The following is a 19,995-nucleotide window of genomic DNA, read 5'->3' on the forward strand; positions in this document are numbered from 1 at the left end:
AATTTTTTATTTTTCGACTTTTTCCGCCCAATAACGGCTGGCTAAATAGAGAGTTTTAAAAGTCCCGGCATCAGACCAAAAGCCGTCAAGCTTAGCCCAACGTAATTTTCCTTCACGAAGATAACAATTATTGACATCCGTTATCTCCAGTTCCCCCCTGTCTGAAGGTTTAATACTTTTAATATGAGAAAAAACTTTATTGTCGTAAAGATAAAGACCGGTCACCGCAAAATTACTTTGCGGTTTTTTGGGTTTTTCCTCAATCGCCATAATTTTTTTAGAATCTTCTTTGTCAAAAACCGGCACGCCAAAACGCTCGGGATCCGGAACCTCTTTTAGGAAAACCATCGCCCCGTCTTCAAAAGACTTAACCTGCTCGGAAATATCAACATCGGTCGTATTGTCGCCTAAAATGGCCGCGATTGACTCCCCGTCAGCAAAATCCTCAGCCAAAGCCAAAGCCTGAGCGATCCCTCCTTCTTTTTCCTGATAGGCAAATTCTAAATGCTTAACTCCTAATTGTTTACCGTTTCTTAAAACCTGAATAAAATGACCGGCGTGAGGTCCGCCGACAACCACCAAAATTTCCGAGATATCGGCCCGCAATAAAGTTTCCAGAGGATAAAAAACCATGGGTTTATTGTAAATAGGTAAAAGATGCTTGTTCGTGGCGTAAGTTAAAGGATAAAGCCTGGTTCCCAAGCCTCCGGCTAAAACAACCCCTTTCATAGTAAAATCCCTCCTAATAAAATGATACTTAAGAGCCCAATAAGCGTATATTCTATCACAATTTTTAAATTTAGGTTCTTTTCCCAAAGATGATGAAAAATTCCCCAAAAAATGTAAGTTAGGGCCATAAGGAGGGAAATTTGAAATTTAACGATTTTATCGGGATGATAAATAAAACAAGTCACGCCTAAACCTATTAATAAAACTAAAATCAGATAATGCCAAAAATGAGTTTTAATTTCTTCCATCATATAATCACTCCTTGACTCGTCACCCAAAGAACCCCCAAAAGAGCTCCCAGGAAAATCAAATGAGCCAGGTTATGACCGCTGACTCTCACAATCCGTCGACGCCAGATAAGAATACCGTCCGAAGCTAAAATGAGTAATAACCCACCGGTTAAGAGACTGGCTAAATTTTTAGAAGTGGCAAAAAAATTAACTAAGGGATGACGCGAAACGCCGGCGACCCTAAGAGCCGAAAGGGCCATCGGCGGAAGATTCTGGCTGATAATAACGGGTCTTTCTGTGGGAGAGGGTGAGGGTTCCAGGGTGGCCCCAGGTGAAGCGACGGCTTCAGACGGCGAGGTTGGTAACGGTGTTTGGGTTTGGGCGGCCCGGGGCGAAATCGTGACGGGTTTTTGGACCAAAGTGTTCCGTTGTCTGGCGCCAAACATCTGCACAACCAAAGTTGTCTCCTCTCCTCCTAACCGATTATTAACCACGGCAAAACCGATTTCCTGATATTCTCTTTTTAAGATATTTTCCTTATGTGAGGGCGAACCCATCCAAGCCGACACAACCGATTCGGAATCGTTAAAATCACGGGCCAGATTTTCACCGGCGTAAAGATATTGGTAACCGGCCTGACTTATAAAAACCCACGGCGTTGTCCCGTCCGGAGCGTTATGAGCCCAATAATTTTTACTGAACATATCATTGGCTTTAGCCAAAGCGGCGTCTGAGAGTTGACCGTTTAAAGAAACCGGCTGCAAACCTGCCTCCGCCCTTCTAAGATTGGTTAAATTTAAAAGTTTTTCGACATTAATGTCGGTCGCGTAACCTAAAATATCGGGCCGTGTCAGTTTCAAAACCCTGAAGGAAAGCTGCAGTAATAAAAAAAGCGTTATGTAAAAAATTAAAGCGGAAAAATGAAGCGTTTTTGGACGAAAATTATTACTTTCGTGGGGCAAAAAATAATGAGCAGCCAAAGTTTTCATGTAGATATATTATATCGAAGATAAATGAGTGAAACAAGAAAAGCATCTTCGATTAATTCGTTTCACTCATTATATGGCCAAAAGTTGTCTTTGGTCAAGCAAAAGAAGCTAGCGGCAGATTCCTGGCAGGAGCAAACACCACCATGGTTTTTGGTTTTCTGAAAGCGAACTTACTTGTGAGGCAACGCTCGGCACAAAATCGGTTTTGACGGGGTTATTAATCACTTCCGCTCCGGCTGTTTTCGGTTCGGAAGAAGGCAAGGCGATCCCTGGAATGGCGGCTATAGCCTTATAAGCGTTAATTCTGCCTTTTAACCAATAATTACCGGTTCCGGCAATTTTATCGGTATTTTCCTCAATCAGATTACGAACTTGACTGGAGGAAAGAGTCGGATCCGCGCCGAACAAAAGACCGGCTAAACCTGAAACCAGGGGCGTGGCCATCGAAGTTCCCGAACCCAAGTCATAGTTTAACTGTTTGTTAATTTTATAAGTGTGGTTGGGAAAGGTGGAAAAGATGTTCACGCCCGGCGCCGCCAGATCGACCCAACTGCCGAAACTGGAAAAATCGGCTTTCTGATCGTTCTCGTCAGTCGCGGCCACGGCCAAACAATTTTTATAATAAGCCGGGTAGGTCGGCGATTTGTTCGCCGAGTTGCCGGCCGCACACGCCAAAACCACCCCTTTCCCCCAGGCATAATCAACCGCTCTTTCTAAAGTTTTGGAACGATTCTGACCCCCAAGACTTAAATTAATAACCTTAGCGCCGCTGTCAGCTGCCTTATAAAGGCCTTCGGCAATCCAGGAATAATAACCAAAACCCTTATCGTCCAAGACTTTAAACGATAAAAGACGCGCGTTAAAACCTAAACCGGCAATCCCTAAAAGATTATTGGTCTCGGCGGCGGCAATACCGGCCACGTGGGTCCCGTGACCGTAAAGATCATCGTTAGTTTGACTTGAAGTTAAATTAACCCTTAAGTCAACTTTATTTTTCAAGTCTTCGTGATCCTCGTCAATGCCGCTGTCTAAAATAGCGATTTTGGCACTTTGCGAACCCTTATTGATATCCCAAGCCTCGGGCGCCAGAATTTTGCCCAAAGACCATTGTTTACTAAAATAAGAGTCATTGGGCACAAAACTGCCATAAGCTTGCGCTAAATAATCCGGTTCGGCGTATTCAACGAAAGGATTTTTTTCAAAATTCTTCAGATGTTTGTCAATGTCCTGATCGGGAATTTTAATGGTAAAGGTCTGGGGTAAAGATAACTTCCGTTCAATGCCTAAGCCTAATTTCTTACTGACTTCATCTATCTGTTTCTCATTAACCTCATCCTGAAATTTAACGATAATTTCGTCCGTGGCTGATTCTGTCTTTTGGGCCAAAACAGGCGAAGGGAAAAGGAGAAAAAAGCTTAAAACTAAAAAGATTTTCTTAAACATAAAAATAACAATGTTAAATTAATATAATAAAAAAGATTCTTTGTCAATGGAGCAAAATTATATAGGATTAGTGTCTGGAAATGACTTCAACCAAATCAATTCTTTCTTGCTGAAGATAATCATTTTTAACCCATGAAAGGTCTAATTCAACTTTCTTAACGACCTCTTTTCCGGGTTCTGACTGGTAGATGACTTCACCAAGCGGCGAAACTACCAGGGAGGGTTGTGTTTGAGGCACCTCGGCATTATTAACACTACAAACAAAATATTGATTTTCAAAAGCTCTGGATATTACCAAATGACTTTTGAGAGAATCTCCGGGTTTAATGGCATTATTAAGATGAAAAACTACTTGTGCGTCTTGTTTTTTTAAATATTTCCACTGCTCGGGAAAAACAAGTTCTCTGCACATTTGTATACCGAATCTGACGCCATTTTCTTCATAAACTTCTAATTTATTCCCTTGCTTAAAATGTTTTCTGTCTAAAGTAGCCAGATTATTCTTAAAATAATATTTTGTTCCTGATTTGCTAACAATAACCGTGGCATTATACCAATCATTAGTGAATTTATAAGCAGTCCCAAAAAGACAGAGACAATTTTTTTCTTTAACAACAGCTTCTATTTTTAAAATCCCCTCTTTTATCTCTTTAAAATTAAGCTGTCCCGGGTAATTATCGTCTTCTGGATAGTAACCAGACAACATGCCTTCAGGAAAAACTATCCATTCATTTTTTTCTGAACCATAAATGATTTTTAAAATTTTATTAAGATTATGGGCTATTTTTCTTGTTACTATAAGCTGAGCAATTTTAACTATCATTAACTGAATTATAGCAAAAGGCTTTATCTTTCCCAAAGAAGAGCATTACGAAGAGCGGCGGGAGAAAAAGTAGAAAGCTAAAGCTAAAAGTCCTAATCCGCCCAGAACCCAAATTAACTTACTGCCTCCGCCTAAAATACCGTTCGTGGCGCCGGTATTCGTCCCCGACGATGGCTGTGTCCCCGCTTGAGGCTCTGCTCCGGCCGCTGGACTGCCTTCGGTTCCTTGTCCGAGCACTTCTCCGCCGGCCACACCACCGGCCACCGGTAAGGGCTGGGTCTCTCCGGCTGATTGGGTTCCCGGCGAGGGTGAAACTTCAACATAAGTTATTGAGCCGCCGTCGCCGACTAAATCTGAAGCATTCCCGGCTTTATCAATGGCGCGAAGAGCATAATAGGTTTCTCCACTCCAGGGAATACTATTATCAAGGTAATTTATGTCTTCGTTCGGCACTCCGCCTCGTTCTCCAATTTTCGTTCCGTTGTCCGCTGTAAAGTCACGCTTGTCAGAACGGTAGATAAAAACTTTATAAAAATCGCTACTGTCCGGATTTTTCCAGAATATTTTAAAGGCGTTGGCCCCGGCTCTGTCTTTACGGTAATTAGTGGGTGTTTTGGGATTGTTCCAATCAACCGTTGTTGAAGTTTCGCTTGATGCTGATTCTCCTCCGCCGGTCGCCGCCACTTTAAAATAATATTTTCCCTGCTCATTGACGATCGCGGTGGTTGTTTCGATTGAACCGGTTTCGCCGTTTAATAAACTCCCGAAAGCCAGTTCCGGACCACCCTCTTTATGATAATAAAATTGGGCCTGAATCGGCTCGCCCTTAGTTTGCAGCGCCGTATAGGAAAGTTTAAAAACCGGGGTGTTTTTATATTCGGGTAAAGTGGTGATTTGCACGGTCAAATTAGCGGCTTGAGCCGGTTTCGCGTAAGTTAAACCGAAAAGCAACGGTGCGACCAAAATCATCATCTTGATTAATTTTCTTAATTTACCCAGGTTTTTCAAAGCCAAGCCCAGGAAAATCATTAAAATAGCTAAGATCAACCAGCCTGTTTCCGCTCCGGTCGCGGCGCCTAAAACTTTTCCTGTTTCAGTTGAGGCTCCCAAAACTTGCTGGATTGTTCCGCCAATACCGGCGGAAAGACTGACTCCGGGTATTAAGTTAACCCAAGACCAAGCCGGATCAGTATAAGTTTTGTAATTATCCGCAGCATTTAAAACCCGATTATTACCCCAGGCCAGAGCGACATTAGGATATTTGCCTTCCTGTAAACTGCTGTCTGTTTTGGCTTGATAAGTGATCGTCACAATCGCATCCGGATTAAGATTTCCCAAACTCCAAACAATATTTTGACCGGTAACTGTCGGTTCAGAAGCGCCAGTCGTACTGCTTGCCACATAACCAAACCCAATCGGTAAAGTATCCCGAACCGAAACATCTCTAGCGATAATTTTTGAAGTATTGGTTACGGTTAAAGTATAAGTTACGGTTCCTCCCGGACCCATTGAACCAAGAATATTATTAATTTTACTTAAGGTCAAAGTTATTGGCTGAAGTTCGTTACCAAAATTCGTGCAAAAAGGCTGTCGAACGAGATTAGTTACGAATTCGCCACCACGTGGCTGACCGTTACATTCCTCACCACCGTAAGAAGACCCGGAATTAATCGTCAAATCGTAGTAATTCGGATCAACCGGCCAAGTTTGATCCCAACCCGGTTGAGCGGTTTCGGTCAGACGATAATTACCAGCTCTTAATCCGGTAAATTCAAAGTAACCATTATCATTTGTCTGCACACAATTACCATTATCCTGCTCGGTAAACCTAAAGGTCGGTTCTTCACTCGGGCTTAAACAAATTTCCCAACCACTTAAGGCCGGTTCTCCTTCATCCCAAAAACCATTACCATTATAATCATCCCACTTCCAGCCACTAACTTCTCCTAACTTGAAGTTGCCAAAATTCATATCAGTTGTTTCTTGACCGGGATTAACGACAACCGTCTGACAATCGGAATCTGTCGGTTGAGTTCTTTGCCAACCTTTTTGAGATTCTTCACAAACCTGATAAGTTCCGGAAATAACGTTTTCAAAGGTGTAAGTTCCGCTTTCCGTCGCTGTTGTCGTCGTTCTCAAAATCGTGCCTTCGATATCCTTTAATTGAATTGTCCATTCCGATAACCCTCCTTCATTTTCTTCTCTAGAACCATTAACATTAATATCCTCGTATTTCAAACCGGAAATCGAACCGTAATGAAGATTGCCGAAATTTTTACCGGTGTTATCTCTGTCTCCGGAATGATTAATAATCGCTTTCCGGCATCTTGGAGCTTCATCGGTTGCTCGCGACTGATTGGCAAAACCCTCTTTTCCTCGAGGATCAGTCTGAATCCACCCTGATGGTAAAACTTCACAAAGGTAATATGTTCCCAAAGACAAACCATCAGCGCGATACTGACCGGTGATTCCGGTGTGTCCAGTTATTAATTCATCAACTTTATTCCAACCCTCTTCTGCCGCTTTGTAAACTCTGATTGTCCATTGATCTAAATAAGGCTCTCCCGCGTTATATTTACTATTATCATTTAAATCTTCATATTTTTTGCCTTGGATCATTCCTAATCTGAAATTACCAAACTTAATGATTTTTTCCTCTCCCAAGGTCAAATCAACGTTCTGGCAAAGATCGGTCGTGTTCGTCCAACCCTCCGTTAAGTTTTCTTCTCTAACTGAATATTCTCCCGGAACCAAATTGGGAAAAACCGCATTCCCGTTTTGGTCGGTGTCCTCCGTTCCTTCCCCAATCATTTGACCTCCACAGTCGAAACCCTCGTAAACTCCCATTTCCCAACCAGCTAAACCACGATCATTACCGTTTTCCAAACCATCCTGATTATTATCTTCAAATTTATGAGCCGTAATTTGACCTAACTTGGTATTGATAAAAGTACAGGTGCCTCCGTCTTCGGTAACGGTCAAAGTCGCGGATCGGTCTTCGGTATTTAAATCACTGCATAATCCGGCCACTGATTCGGCTTGATAGGTTAAATCATTTTCCGAACTTTCCCTCACCCTATAAGTGCCAACCGGAATAACGGCGTCCTGACCGGTAATAAAAGATCCATCAATTCCGTCTATAGCAAATGACCAAGAGTTAGGTGAAGCGTCTCCTTGAGAAACGACTTTTTCAAAGGTAACTCTTCCGTAAGTTGTGGCCGGAGCATTCCCAAAATCTTTACCGGTTGCGTTTGATCCTTGAGTTATTGTCCAGTAACCGTCAGGCATTGGATAAGTTTGGGTGTAGCCGTTTTGCGTTACCTCACCGATAATGACATTGCCAGAAATGTTGGGCAAAGAAAACGTATAATTACCGGAATCATCAGTTAACGTCTGGGTAATTACTTTATAGATCTCAACATGCAAAGCTCCCGTATCGTTGCTTGGGTAAAAATCACTGATTTGAAATTTAAGAGCCGCGCCGCTACCGGTTACCATCTGCCAATAAACATGGCTTGCATTGTACGCTCCCCAATTCGGCGAAGTTCCGTCGATCTGCAAATCAAGCAGGGTTGGCCCGTAACTTTCGTAATGCTGAACATAATCCGTCCAACCGGTATTGGGCGCGCGTTTGGAATATTTGGCGTCGGCCGTAATCCCATCACCCGCGTCATAGGTGTTGGAAACCCTAATGGCATAAGCGATCCCGCTATTTAATACAGGCGAAGTAACTTCAGGCGTATTTAAAGCCTGGACATCGCTTTCCCATGCTTTCTGTCCGACAAAAATCGTCCAATCCGAAAGACCCGATTCTCCTTCATCTTTAATTCCATCCCCATTTAAATCATTGAATTTCACCCCAGTGATTTTCTTATTAAGCGGATCGTTTTCAAAATTATAAGTTTCCTGTCTATTTACTTGATAAACACCACCTTCTGGGGCAACTTGAATCCACCCTGGACGAGAACCTTCAGCAACATAAATTCCATCATTAACTACCTCACAAATCCTTCCAAATTCATAACCACCTTCTTCATCGGTCGGGGTCTTGGAAATAATTCTGTAGATGTTAACCGTTAATGAACCAGAATTGTCCCCATACCCGCTGTCCCAAATGCTAAAGTTGGCCGGTGAACCACTGCCGGTATAAATTGTTGAGTAACGATGAGTGGGATTATATTCGCCCCAATCAATGTTTGAACCACTGATTAAGACATCTAAGGCATTCGTCCAGACTGGTGGAAAAACATCCTCTCCTTTTTTCCATCCCGGCCCATAACTCCAATCTGGTCTATCTGAATATTCAGCATCGGCTTGGCCAGAACTTCCACCGGCTCCTGGAGTAATATAAGTATAAGTTCCCGAAACTTCTACATAATAATCTTCACTATTGTTAAGGGAAACCGAAGAAGGATAACTGTTACCATTAGGCAAAACATTAACAGTGTCAATTTTTTCCAGAAGATAAATTGGCCAATCTTCGACTCCTTCTTCGGTGTCAGCATTTATTTTCCGCCCGGAAATTTCACCACACCACTTACATTCGTATCCCAAAGCTTCTACCCAGTTAACGGCAATTTGACCCCATGTTTGACATCCTGACCAAATCGTGTTGGTAGCATGAAGTCGAACATTTATATCACCAGTTAAATTAGGAACTGCAACCTCAATCGTGTTCCAAAGCTCGGTACTATCTAAAACATCAGTGTAGTGAGCCGTTAAAACTCCATTGACATAAACATCATAATCATCAAAATTTGAAAGACCATCTAAAGCCCGAATTTTGAGTTTATTAACATATTTGTTACCCGCATGAATGACAAAAGAGGCATCTCTTTCTACTTCACTTCCACCACATTCAGTATTTCCTACAATTAAGCCGAAAGCAGGAACGGGCGTTCCGTCTCGCCCGCCATAATTCCCCGTCCCCGGATCAGCTCCCCAACCGGAAGCATTATGAGCAATTTCACTGTCACTATTCCCCAAATCAATAGAATCTACCAGTCCATCATTAGTTGGCTCACCAACCTCACAAATACCACTTTGTTCGATTAGCTCACAGGAAGAATTGCAAAGAAATCCTTCTTGCCCATTATTCGCCTGCCCATAGTCACATTTCTCGCTTGACTGATTAACAATTCCGTCTCCACAATAAGGACGAGTACAATCATATCCGGAAACTTCTGCCCAGTTAACTGTCACTTGTCCCCAACCGTTACATCCTCCCCAGGCCGGATCGGTTGACTTCAGTGTCACCATCACTGGACCCTCTAACCCATTTCCGGAAGGACCAGGCACTGGAAATATCTGTGTTCCCCAAATCTCTCCACCTTGACCGTTATCTTTATAATGCGCCAGGAAATTCCCATTGACTAAAACATCAAAACCGTCTGTTCCGCTAATACCATCAAGCGCTCTAATACTCAATGAAGTAATATATTTACCAGTTTGCCCTATGGTAAATCCTGCCGTTGCCGAAGTTGGACTAATACATTCATCGCTTCCTGGACCAACTACCATCCCGACCCATTCATGACCATCCCATCCTCCATAGGTAGAATCTGAAGGATTTCCGTTCGCTGGTCGCCAACCATTCCTATTAAACGGATCACCATTATTTCCGTCAATATCAATCTTTTGAGAAAAGGTTTGAATTTGGGATTGATTTGGACAAGAAGAAGTTGCGTTGTTCCACGTACACGAAGTGGAACAAGAAGTTGTAGAACCGTTATTTTGCCCGAAATCACACTGTTCACCTGAGTCTAAAATTCCATTACCGCAGAGTTGTTGATCTGGATCAACTTGATAATTATCTTTTTTGTTCTCAAAATCAACGCCATATTCGCCACAGTCGTTATTGGCAACTGTGTAAGCGTCAAAACAAAAGCCGCCATTTATATCTGTTTGACGAGATCCTGAAGCTACGATTTGATTCGGATCACAAGAAGCTCCCTCTGGTTTACCTTCAATATTCCAATCGTAGGAAGTATTCGGGTTGAAACCACTACCGTTGATATAAACATGATGACCTTTGGGATAATGATTTATATCTTGCTGGTCTGTTCCACAACTTCCATCTGTGGTCCAAATTGACCCACTACCTCCATTTACCGACGTATCAGCATCAGTAAATGTCGTTGCGGCGACAATTCTATCACCATCTTTGATTTCGGCTTTATAATTCGGCCTGTAGGTTCCGTCTAATTGGTAAGAATAGAAAAGATTACCTTTATCATCTGCTGTCACTTTGGTTTCGAAATTAACCGAAGGCAAGTCTTGGGAAGTAATAATTAAGGTGTAGCCTTTATTTGGCATAAAGCCCGTGCCGGTGATTAAAACCGTATCCGTCGGCGCGTAGTCGAGTTTGTCGGTGACAATTTTGGCGCTGCCTTCGGTTTGGAAATCTAAGTCGAGTTTGTCAATCGAGGCGGCCTTGGTATCTTCTAAAATAATCGCTGCTAAATGGCCGTTTTCTTTTGGTTCCGGAGTAGTTGTGGGTTCGGGCGAAGTTGTGGCTTGGGTTTGATCGCCGTTAACTTGGGGCGTGCTGCTTGCGGTTTCTTCTGGTGGCGCCTGCGGTTGATTGGCAGGAGAAGTCGTTTCCGGTTTTGGAGCTTCTGAAGGCTGCGGACTATTCGTCAGTTCCGGTGTCACGCTTGGTTTAACCGTTATCTCCGGCGTCGGACTCACGTTCGGGGTTGGACTTACTTTTGGAGTAATTTCCGGTTCGGGAGAAGAAGTTATCGCTGGTGTCTCTGTTGGTATTGGTGTTGGTTCAGCCGTAACGGTCGGTTCCGGTGTCGGCGTTGCCCCTTGAGAATAAACCGGCTGATATAAAAAAATGCCGCTGGAAATTTGGAAAATTAAAGAAAAAATAGAAAAAACGGAGAAAATCCTTTGCAGTTTTTTAAGTTTCCTTTGACTTAGGTTAAGAAAACTGACCATAAAAAATCTTCTGGGCAGAATTACGGTGATTATATAATTAAAAATACGGGTTGTCAAGACTGCCTCATTTTTTGGCCAAAACCAAAAGACGATAAAGAGTGGTTCCGGCTGGATAACAGGTTTGCAAAGTTAAAGTTTCTCCCTGAAGATTTTGTAATGTTTCGGCGACTTTATCGGGACTGACAATTTTTTTATCGGTTACCCTATAGGCGTATTTAAGAGAATTATAGTAAACGATAATCTCGTCATTTTTTTCCAGTTTGGAGATGAGATAAAAAACGGCGTTATAACGACTGACGTTTAAGGGCGTATCGCTTGAATGGCCGAAAATAAAAACATTACCCGTCTCATTTGGCAGGATGCTTCCCTTAGCGTGAGCCACGCCTTTGGTTAAAATCGGTAAATATTCCTGAGGGTTGTTCGCATCAACGTTGCTAAAAACTTTCACATTGAGTTCCAGCTTAGGGATAACCAAACCGAATTCTTCGGAAACCGGGGTTATTGTTTTGGGAATGGTTAATTCTTTGCCTCTTTTATTTTCCAGGTTTCGGTAGCGGATTTCCTCATTGACAATCGGCCAATAAACTAAAGCCAAAATAAGAAGACCTCCGCCAAGCAAAATCAGCCAGACATAATTTAAAACCTTAGTCATATTTCGGTTCCACCGGTTCGCCGAGTTTACCCCCGTTTAAGGGGATTTTTAAAGCCCAGCCTAAAGTTTGGGCAACGGTTATTCCGACGCGAATCCCGGTAAACGAACCTGGCCCGGTTTCCACTTCAATTTCTGTTAGGTCTTCTAATTTAGTTTTATTCTTTTTGAGGATTTCGTCAACTAAAGATAAAACTTGTTGCGATTTATCAGGACCCGTCGCTTTTTCCAAACGCTCGTGATTTAACCCGACAATCGTTTTCTGATTATCTCTGGTGTCAATATAAAGTTTATTGCTCATAATCTTTTATCGGTTCTCCTGATACTATGATTTAAATCATAGTATCAACGGCACCCTGGCGGATGATTTTCCAAGGCTTAACCGAACAATCAAGAACCGTCGAGGCTTTTTTTAATGAACACTCGCCGGGCAAGACCAAATCGACTAACTTAACTAGCTCTGGATCCAAATCGGTAAATTTATAAGGCGTCGGCCGCCCATGAAAATTGGCCGACGGACCTAAGATAGGAACGTTTATACTATATATAATAGATAAGGGAACCTCATGGTTGGGCATCCTCACGCCCAAAGTTTGATTTCCCCCACGCACTAAGGGAAGGACTTTTTCAGGCCGGCAAGGCAAAATTAAGGTCAGAGCTCCCGGCCAACAAGCCCGCATTAAGGCTTGAACCTTTTCATCAATCGGCTGCAGGTAGCTTTGCGCCATTTCCCTGGATCCGACTAAAACCGGCGTAGCCTGGAACTTAGGCCGCTTGCGAATTTTAAAAAGTCTGGCCACGGCGCAAGCATCATCCATCCGGCAACCAATACCAAAAGCGGTATCTGTTGGGAAAATAACAAGGCCGCCGTTTTTGATAATTTCAACGGCTAATGGTAATTTTTCGTTCGTTTTCATTGACAATTTCAAAGTTTATCTCAATTCTTTCTTTAGGCAAAAGATTTTTGGCTTTTTCGGCCCATTCAATAACAACCACATTTTGGGGATTTTCGATCATTTCCCGAAATCCTAAATCGGCAATCTCCTCGCTTTTTTGAAGCCGGTATAAATCAAGATGATAAAAATTCGGGTATTCTCTAACGATTAAAAAAGTCGGCGACAAAATCCGCTGTTTGATCCCTAAACCACGGGCCAAGCCTTGAACAAAAGTGGTTTTCCCGCTGCCTAAATCACCGTAAAGGCAAATTATGCCGCCGCTTTTTAAATCCTGAGCGAATTTTTCACCCAATTTTTGAGTTTGCTCGGCGCTTTTGGTAAAAATAATTTCCATATTATTAACCAAGCTAAAATCATCCCGACAGCGTCGGTTAAGACGTCAATTATATCAGGAGTTCTGGTCGGAACAAAAGCCTGATGCAATTCATCGGAAAAAGCGTAAAAAATCCCAAAGATTAAAGAGGCGGCGACCTTTTTACTGGCCCGCCAGGTTAAAAGAAATAAAATTCCGTATTCGCCCAGATGAACGAAATACGGCAAAATAATATCCAAAATTGTCCCTGTCGGCGGCTTGACTCTTAAAGACGAAAGATAAAAAATAACAACACACCAAAGAAAAACCGGCGACCAAAGCAAGGCGAGTTTTTTGATCATGAGCTTATTATATCTTCTTTTCTTCTTAGCCAAAAGGCCGAACCCACCATCCCCACGATTGCTAATCCGGCTAAACTCAAAAGAATTTTCGGCAAATTATTTGTTTTTGGTTGAGTTGACAACGAAGAAGCAGTGGCCGGATTTTCCGTTAATAAACCCGCGACCGTCCCGGCACTTGAAGCCGTATTTTCTGCCAGTAAAGCCGAGCTCGTCGAAGCTCCGGTTATTAAAATTTGTCCGGTCGGGGTTGGCGTTACTGATAATGTCGGTTTAGGTGTCGGTGTTGCGGTTGGTTTAGGGGTTACCGTCGGTTTGGGCGTTGCCGTCGGTTTCATTGTCGGTGAAGGAGAAGGCGTGGGCGTTGGAGTTGGGGTTGGGGTAGGTGTGAGAGTTGGAGTCGGCGTAGATATAGGTCCAGAATTTGACATTCCCTTAGTTACTGAAGACAAAAGCACGAAAGCACCAATTCTATCTGGGTAACGTCCGATAGAAACGTCATTCCCAGGGTTGGTCGTGTATTGATATTGATCAACGATATTTCCAGCCGCATCAAACAAAACGATATAATCGCCCGAGTTGTTTAAAAAAGTATTTATCTCAATATAAGGGTAAGTTGGGTTATCAATATTTAAATTGGTTAATAGTTTTTTATGACTACCAATATCATTGGTAAAATCAGTGTCGTCATCGAGCCAATAAGATTTAAGGTAGTCGGCACTGGCTGAGGCATTGTAAAACTCAACCCATTCTGTTGAAGAATCTGGTACAAATTCATTAATGGCAATATCATTGCTAGCCAGAACTTTTTGAGAAAAAAGAAAAGAAAAAGCTAGAAAAAAGAAAAGAACGCTAATAAAAAAAGTCAACCATTTGAAACCTATCATCTTCTCTTTCTCTGATACTATGATTTAAATCATGATATCAGGACTAGAAGGGTTTTGACTGGCGTTTGGTTTTAAGCTCCTGATTTAAATAGCGCCAGGTCGCACTTCCCTTTCCTTTACTCACGACTTCCGTTAACGACTCTCCGACTTTTGCCAGAAAATCTTTGACTTGTTCTTCTTTTAGGATTTTATTAATAATTTTTTGATAACCCTCTCCGCCGTATTTTCTCATCATGCTTACCTTGGCAACGGTCGTTAGACTCACGCGTAAAATCCTACTGATTTGTCTAAATTCATATTTCTTTTCCAGAAGGAAGGCAATCGCCAGTCTTTTGGAAAGCATAATCTGTTCGGCCGGGGAAAGAAAATCTTTGATAAACTGCTTGGCTTCGTCACCGGTTTTAATCTCAACCAGGCTCTTAAAAAAGATGTCTAAAATTCTTTGGTAAACATTGTCCGTAATCGGATATTTAGAGACTTGTGTCATTTATCTATCACCTGCTTTCATGATTTAAATCATAGTATCAGAAAATAATAAGAAATTTTACTGGACGTGCAGATAAAAACTAATTAAGCTGTCTCCGTGATCTATGTAAACGATATTAATAACACTGGAACCGCATAATTGCGAAGACTTAAAAAGTGTTCCGTCGGCAGGAGCCTTTATCACGTCCGATGAGGAAGTTATCATGTCAAGTCCCGTATGTACTCCTCCTGAATACTTATATCTCCATGAATAAGGCGTCTGGCCAAAAAACTGGGTAATTCTGATCGGGTCATTAATCGGCCAAGGCCAGTTCCCATTTCCGACATTGACGTTGCCAGCATTATTCTGATCATCTTCGACTGTTTTATTTTGCAAATAGGCCATAGGGTCTGTCCAACCATTATTTTTTCTGATTTCAAAATGTAGGTGTTTTCCTGTCGAACATCCCGGATAACCCGTATTGCCGACCAAAGCAATCACATCACCTCTTTTAATAGGACCAACTTTGGTCCCGGCAACCAAGGCCTGTTCAAGAGCTGCTTTTTCTGCATAAGCCTGCGCTAACTGTTGTTGATATTTTTTCTCATCATTCCTAGTCACTTCAAGCAAAGTTTCCTTCTCTTTTTTTTGCCGGGCCAATTGGTTCGTCTGGTCAACGAGCTGACGCCTTAAATTTTCCTGCTCCAATTTTTTCGCTTCCCTAACCTGTTTTTGATCGCTGTAGTCGCTTTTCGTCAGCTGCATTTCCAAAAGCAATTTTTTATCGTGGGTCTGAACGATCCTTATGTATTTTAATCTGGTCAAAAATTCCGAAAACCCGCCGGAGGAAAAAAGCAGTTGAAAAGATGACGCGTTGCCGCGTTTATAAGTTTCCACAATTCTGGCTAAAAGAACTTTCGAAAGTTGATCCAAAGATTCTTCAAGTCGGTCAATCTTTTGACTCAAAGAGTCAATTTCCTTGATCAGCTGACTGATTTTTCTTTGCGTTTCGTCGATTTTTAGGGTCGTTAATTTAATTTGATTATTCATGTAGGCAACTTGCGAAGTCAGGGTTTTTTCGCGCGTTTGCGCTTCCGCCAACTGTTGCTCCAGTTGCTGAATTTGTTTCGTTAATTCTGAAGGGTCCTGGGCAAGAGCCGGACGACCTGTCGGTATGGCAGACGAGAAGAAAAGGATAAAAAGAGAAAGAAGGAGAACGAACTTTTTCATTTATGCTTTAAGATATCGCCAAACCGCCATTAAACTGCCGAAAATTCCCACCAATGAACCGGCCAGGACAAGCCCTCCCAGAAACGTCAGCATGAAAAGAGGCGAAATGGAAAAAACCGGAATGCCGACTAAAAATGAGGAAAGCTGGGGGTTAATGTATAAAACCAAACCCAAACAAATAAACCAGGCAATCAAACCGGCAAGAAGACCGTACAAAGCGCCCTCGAGTAAAAACGGCAGCCGAATATACCAATTGGAAGCCCCGATAAGTTTCAAAATTTCGATCTCCTCTTTTTTCAAACCGATTTTCATGCCGATGACGGTTAAAATAATCAGAAGCGAGATTAAAGTTAAAAAGCCGACAAAAACGATCCCTATTTTTCTGATGGCGTCCGTCCAGGCAATAAGATTATCAACAACATCTTTTTGATAAATAACCTCCTGAATTCCGGGTTCGGCTTGAAGAATCTTGGCTAAATCGCCTAAAACCTTCGCCTCTTTGGCCGAAACTTCCAATGAAGCCGGCAGGATATTGGCCGTCACCATCTCCAAAAGAATGGGATCGTTTTTATTTTGTTCTTTGTAAATGGCCAAGGCCTCTTCCTTGGAAACATACTTGACCGAAGCGACCTGGTTGGTGCTTTGAAGCTTTTCCTCAAGCGTTTTAATTTCCGCTTCTTTTTTCTCGTCGGTAAAAAAGGCCGTGATTTGCGGTTTGGATTCAAAATAAGAAAGAATCGCCGACGAACCGGCCGCCGTCAAAAAGAAAACACCGCTGACAAAAAGGGTCAGGGTCATAATCGCAATCGCCGCCATGGCCTGATACGGAGACCGACGAATATGTTGCCAGGTTGCCTTAAAGAGTTTCATATTTACCTTCCTTTTCGTCTTTGACGATTCGACCTTTATTTAAGGTCAGGACTCTTTTTTTAAGCGAATTGACGATGTCGATATTGTGCGTCGCCATCAAAACCGTCGTTCCCATTTTGTTAATCCTGGTCAAAAGATTGAGAATTTCCCAGGAAGTCGCCGGGTCCAAATTGCCGGTCGGCTCGTCAGCCAAAAGAATTTCCGGATTCCCAACCAATGCCCTGGCAATACAGGCCCTTTGCAACTCTCCGCCGGCCAGCTGAACCGGAAAGAGATTTTTCTGTTCCAAAAGAGAAGTTAAGGTTAAAACGTTTTTAACCTTCTTTTCGATTTCTTTGTCCAGTATGCCCCGAAGCTCCAGGGCAATGGCGATATTTTCGTAAACCGTCCTATCAACCAAAAGTCGGAAATCCTGAAAAACCATCGTGACCTTGCGGCGCAGTTTGGAAATATCGGAAGACTTCATCTTTGTAAGTTTCCAGTCATTAAGATAAATTTCGCCACTGGTTGGCAGATGCTCCCGCAGAATCAATTTGAGGATTGTCGTTTTGCCTGCGCCTGAAGGCCCGGTCAGAAAAACAAATTCGCCGTCATTGATGACAAAATTTATCTCGGCAAGAGAAAAACCCTGTGAAGAAAATTTTTTACTGACGTTTTCAAATTTAACCATGTCATTTTTTTGTTTTGGCCGATACGGTCTGCATTTGGGAAAATTTATCCATGAGATTATTCAGCTGTTTTTCCTCTTCCCCTTTTTGCGCCTGGGCTTTGGCCAGCAGGGTTTTAACCCTTATTTCCCTTTGAACATAGCCTAAAGTATAACCCAGGAAACAACTGAAAAGAAAAACTATCAGGGCGATTTTCGTGATGCTCTGACGCGGCTGGCGTTCTAATCGAGCGTGAATTTTCTCAAGCTTCAGCTTCAACTTAAGAAAATTTAATTTCACGATTTACCTCCTTGAGAACTTAATCAAGCAGTTCCACCCGGCCGACATCCATCAGCCAGCTCGCTTTTTGCCCGGCGAAAGTCTCGCCCCAAACCCGGACTTTTTTGCCCAAATAATCATCAAGATTGATAACCGAGGAGGTCAAATAAGCTGTCTGGCTTAGATCATCGGGATTTCTGATCAACTTATGAGTCCCTTCACCGTCAACACCGCCTTTTTCCAAAATCCCCTCGGCTTGATCTTTAAAGGTTTTCGTATCGGTGGAACCGATCATTTTGGCGGTTTTAACGACTTTCGCTTTTCCGGTTAAAAGCGGCAGATTGGCTCCTTTTTGAGAAAGGAAAAAACCGCTTAAAACGCCGGCAAGAATAATAAAGACAACGATAATCAAAGGTGAAAATTTCGGCAAGCTCATTTTTTTCTTCTCTTCTAAAGGTTGAACTAATTCCGGTGGCTTTTCGGTTAGGTTCTCCTCCATAGACTCCTCCTTTAAACTACCATACCTTTTTTATTAAAATTTTTCAAGTAGGCAACGATGAATTCTTCAAGTTTTCCGTCCAAAACACCGTCGGTATCGGACGTTTCGTAATCGGTCCTTAGATCCTTGACCAGATGATAGGGATGTAAAACATAAGACCTGATCTGATTTCCCCAGCTGGCCATTTTGTATTCCCCTTTAAGTTTTTTTTCTTCCTGTTTTGTTTTCTCCTCGGCCAAAAGCCAAAGCTTGGCCCGTAAAATTTTTAAAGCGTTTTCCCGATTTTGCGCCTGATAACGTTCTGTTTGGCAAGTCACAATAACCCCCGTCGGTTTATGTTTTAAACGGACGGCGGTTGAGACTTTTTGGACGTTTTGGCCGCCATGACTTGAGGCCCGGTAAAATTCCCAGTCCAAATCCTCTTCTCTTATTTCGCTTTCGCCGGCGTCTTCGATAACCGGCAAAACCTCAACCAAAGCAAACGAAGTTTGTCTTAATTTGTCGGCATTAAAAGGTGATTGCCGAACCAAGCGGTGAACCCCGGCTTCGCCTTTTAAAAAACCGTAGGCAAAATGGCCGGAGACGGTAAACGTGACGCTTTTGATCCCCGCCTCATCGCCCGGAGAATGATCAATCTCTTCCCACTTCCAGCCTTTGCTTTCAACATAGCGCATATACATGCGGTATAACATTTCCGACCAGTCCATCGCCTCAACCCCGCCCTGACCGGCGTGAATGGAGACAATGGCGTCGCTCTCATCATGCGAACCGGACAAAAAAGCCGTAACCTCAAGTTTCCCCAATAATTCTTCCGCCTCCTCAAGGTGATCCGAAGCCAAAAGATCTTGCAGTTTGATAACGTCACTGGCCTCTTTTTGCAATTCGGAGAGCTCTTGCATTTTTTTGCTTCCCTCCTGCGGGTTTTGCCAAAAAGCAGGACTGGCCGACTCGGCCTCAATTTTTTGAATTTTTTCTTGTTTCTCCTTAAGATCTAATTTGGCAATCGCTTCTTGGGCTCTTTGTTTTAAATCATCCATAAAATGTTAGGTTTAGACTATAAGTGGCAGGGTAAATTTTTTTTGGCGATAATCAAGGTAAAGCTTAACTGTCTGCCCGTGGTCAAAGGCAAAATCAAGCGAATTTATCTTCTCTATCGGGACCCATTTAATTTCCGTTGATTCCTTATCGGGCCTTTTAACTTGCTTAATCGGCTTAATAAGATACTCGAGAGCCACGTTTTGCCGCCGGTCTTCTTCCTGACGCTCTGGATTACTGTTAATTCTAAAAAGCGTGATGATCTCTCCTTGATATCCGGTTTCTTCCAAGAGCTCTCTTAAAACCGCCTCCTTGGCGGTTTCATCACGATCCAAAAAGCCACCGGGCAAACCCCATTTGCCAGCCCCTGAAAGATGCGGGGCTCTTTTTTCTAAAAGAATCGCCCCGTTTTTTTCGACAAGAGCATGAACAACCACGTGTCTTAGACTTGCCTTGCCGCCATCTTCGAAAGTACAATTAATCATTAAGACTAAATCCTTATTTGAAATTATATCATACGTAACCCTCATGTTGAATTATCGTAGTGTAACATAATTACGTATACACTTTTAAGATATTATGGATAGTTTACGAATTCGCTATTTATGGCCTAAAATGCCACTCATGCATAACTGTATTAAATCCCGATGGGTGGCCGAAAAAATGC

General features: G+C 42.6%; 20 protein-coding genes. All 20 read right to left on the reverse strand.

All coding sequences use genetic code 11. From position 1 onward, the window contains the following. Positions 1-6: 6 nt before the first annotated feature. Positions 7-729 (reverse strand): sugar phosphate nucleotidyltransferase, encoded by a 723-nt coding sequence (locus tag M1575_00525; protein ID MCL5095211.1) that lies wholly within the window; start codon positions 727-729, stop codon positions 7-9. Next, positions 726-980, reverse strand: a complete 255-nt coding sequence (locus M1575_00530) for a hypothetical protein (protein MCL5095212.1) — start codon at positions 978-980, stop codon at positions 726-728. Before M1575_00530 ends, M1575_00525 begins: the two co-directional genes overlap by 4 nt. After that, positions 977-1,948: a CAP domain-containing protein gene (locus tag M1575_00535; GenBank protein ID MCL5095213.1), complete on the reverse strand. Its 972-nt coding sequence runs from the start codon at positions 1,946-1,948 to the stop codon at positions 977-979. Before M1575_00535 ends, M1575_00530 begins: the two co-directional genes overlap by 4 nt. 108 nt (positions 1,949-2,056) lie before the next feature. After that, positions 2,057-3,391 (reverse strand): S8 family peptidase, encoded by a 1,335-nt coding sequence (locus M1575_00540; protein ID MCL5095214.1) that lies wholly within the window; start codon positions 3,389-3,391, stop codon positions 2,057-2,059. Positions 3,392-3,458: 67 nt separating this feature from the next. Beyond that, the gene (locus M1575_00545; GenBank protein ID MCL5095215.1) at positions 3,459-4,214 is read right to left on the reverse strand and encodes a carbon-nitrogen hydrolase family protein; all 756 of its coding nucleotides are present in this window, start codon (positions 4,212-4,214) and stop codon (positions 3,459-3,461) included. A gap of 45 nt (positions 4,215-4,259) precedes the next feature. Then, positions 4,260-11,159, reverse strand: coding sequence for a hypothetical protein (locus tag M1575_00550; protein MCL5095216.1), 6,900 nt, complete (start codon positions 11,157-11,159; stop codon positions 4,260-4,262). Between the two features lie 64 nt (positions 11,160-11,223). Continuing rightward, the gene (locus M1575_00555) at positions 11,224-11,811 is read right to left on the reverse strand and encodes a sortase (GenBank protein MCL5095217.1); all 588 of its coding nucleotides are present in this window, start codon (positions 11,809-11,811) and stop codon (positions 11,224-11,226) included. Next, entirely contained in the window at positions 11,804-12,109 is a 306-nt protein-coding gene (locus M1575_00560) for a hypothetical protein (protein MCL5095218.1), read from the reverse strand. The genes M1575_00555 and M1575_00560 overlap by 8 nt, the downstream gene beginning before the upstream one ends. A 31-nt stretch (positions 12,110-12,140) precedes the next feature. Next, a complete protein-coding gene (locus M1575_00565; protein ID MCL5095219.1) occupies positions 12,141-12,725 on the reverse strand; it encodes an L-threonylcarbamoyladenylate synthase in 585 nt (194 codons plus the stop codon). Further along, the gene (gene tsaE, locus M1575_00570) at positions 12,691-13,098 is read right to left on the reverse strand and encodes a tRNA (adenosine(37)-N6)-threonylcarbamoyltransferase complex ATPase subunit type 1 TsaE (GenBank protein ID MCL5095220.1); all 408 of its coding nucleotides are present in this window, start codon (positions 13,096-13,098) and stop codon (positions 12,691-12,693) included. The genes M1575_00565 and tsaE overlap by 35 nt, the downstream gene beginning before the upstream one ends. Continuing rightward, positions 13,029-13,418, reverse strand: coding sequence for a VanZ family protein (locus M1575_00575; protein MCL5095221.1), 390 nt, complete (start codon positions 13,416-13,418; stop codon positions 13,029-13,031). The genes tsaE and M1575_00575 overlap by 70 nt, the downstream gene beginning before the upstream one ends. Then, positions 13,415-14,302 carry a lamin tail domain-containing protein gene (locus M1575_00580; protein ID MCL5095222.1) on the reverse strand — a complete coding sequence of 296 codons (888 nt, stop codon included), beginning with the start codon at positions 14,300-14,302 and terminating at the stop codon, positions 13,415-13,417. Before M1575_00580 ends, M1575_00575 begins: the two co-directional genes overlap by 4 nt. 43 nt (positions 14,303-14,345) lie before the next feature. Then, on the reverse strand, positions 14,346-14,789 hold the full coding sequence (locus tag M1575_00585) for a trp operon repressor (protein ID MCL5095223.1): 444 nt from the start codon (positions 14,787-14,789) through the stop codon (positions 14,346-14,348). 57 nt (positions 14,790-14,846) lie between these two features. Continuing rightward, entirely contained in the window at positions 14,847-15,998 is a 1,152-nt protein-coding gene (locus M1575_00590) for a peptidoglycan DD-metalloendopeptidase family protein (GenBank protein ID MCL5095224.1), read from the reverse strand. Further along, positions 15,999-16,868: an ABC transporter permease gene (locus M1575_00595; GenBank protein MCL5095225.1), complete on the reverse strand. Its 870-nt coding sequence runs from the start codon at positions 16,866-16,868 to the stop codon at positions 15,999-16,001. It abuts the gene before it with no gap. Continuing rightward, positions 16,855-17,538: a cell division ATP-binding protein FtsE gene (ftsE, locus tag M1575_00600; GenBank protein MCL5095226.1), complete on the reverse strand. Its 684-nt coding sequence runs from the start codon at positions 17,536-17,538 to the stop codon at positions 16,855-16,857. The genes M1575_00595 and ftsE overlap by 14 nt, the downstream gene beginning before the upstream one ends. Before the next feature lies 1 nt (position 17,539). Beyond that, positions 17,540-17,815: a hypothetical protein gene (locus M1575_00605; protein MCL5095227.1), complete on the reverse strand. Its 276-nt coding sequence runs from the start codon at positions 17,813-17,815 to the stop codon at positions 17,540-17,542. A 19-nt stretch (positions 17,816-17,834) separates the two neighbouring features. After that, a complete protein-coding gene (locus tag M1575_00610) occupies positions 17,835-18,293 on the reverse strand; it encodes a hypothetical protein (protein ID MCL5095228.1) in 459 nt (152 codons plus the stop codon). An 11-nt stretch (positions 18,294-18,304) separates the two neighbouring features. Next, complete coding sequence (gene prfB / locus M1575_00615; GenBank protein MCL5095229.1) at positions 18,305-19,330, reverse strand: peptide chain release factor 2; 1,026 nt, start codon at positions 19,328-19,330, stop codon at positions 18,305-18,307. Between the two features lie 12 nt (positions 19,331-19,342). Continuing rightward, positions 19,343-19,813 (reverse strand): NUDIX hydrolase, encoded by a 471-nt coding sequence (locus tag M1575_00620; GenBank protein MCL5095230.1) that lies wholly within the window; start codon positions 19,811-19,813, stop codon positions 19,343-19,345. Positions 19,814-19,995 lie beyond the last annotated feature (182 nt).

The sequence above is a fragment of the Patescibacteria group bacterium genome (assembly GCA_023473585.1).
Taxonomy (GTDB): Bacteria; Patescibacteriota; Microgenomatia; order JAMCYU01; family JAMCYU01; genus JAMCYU01.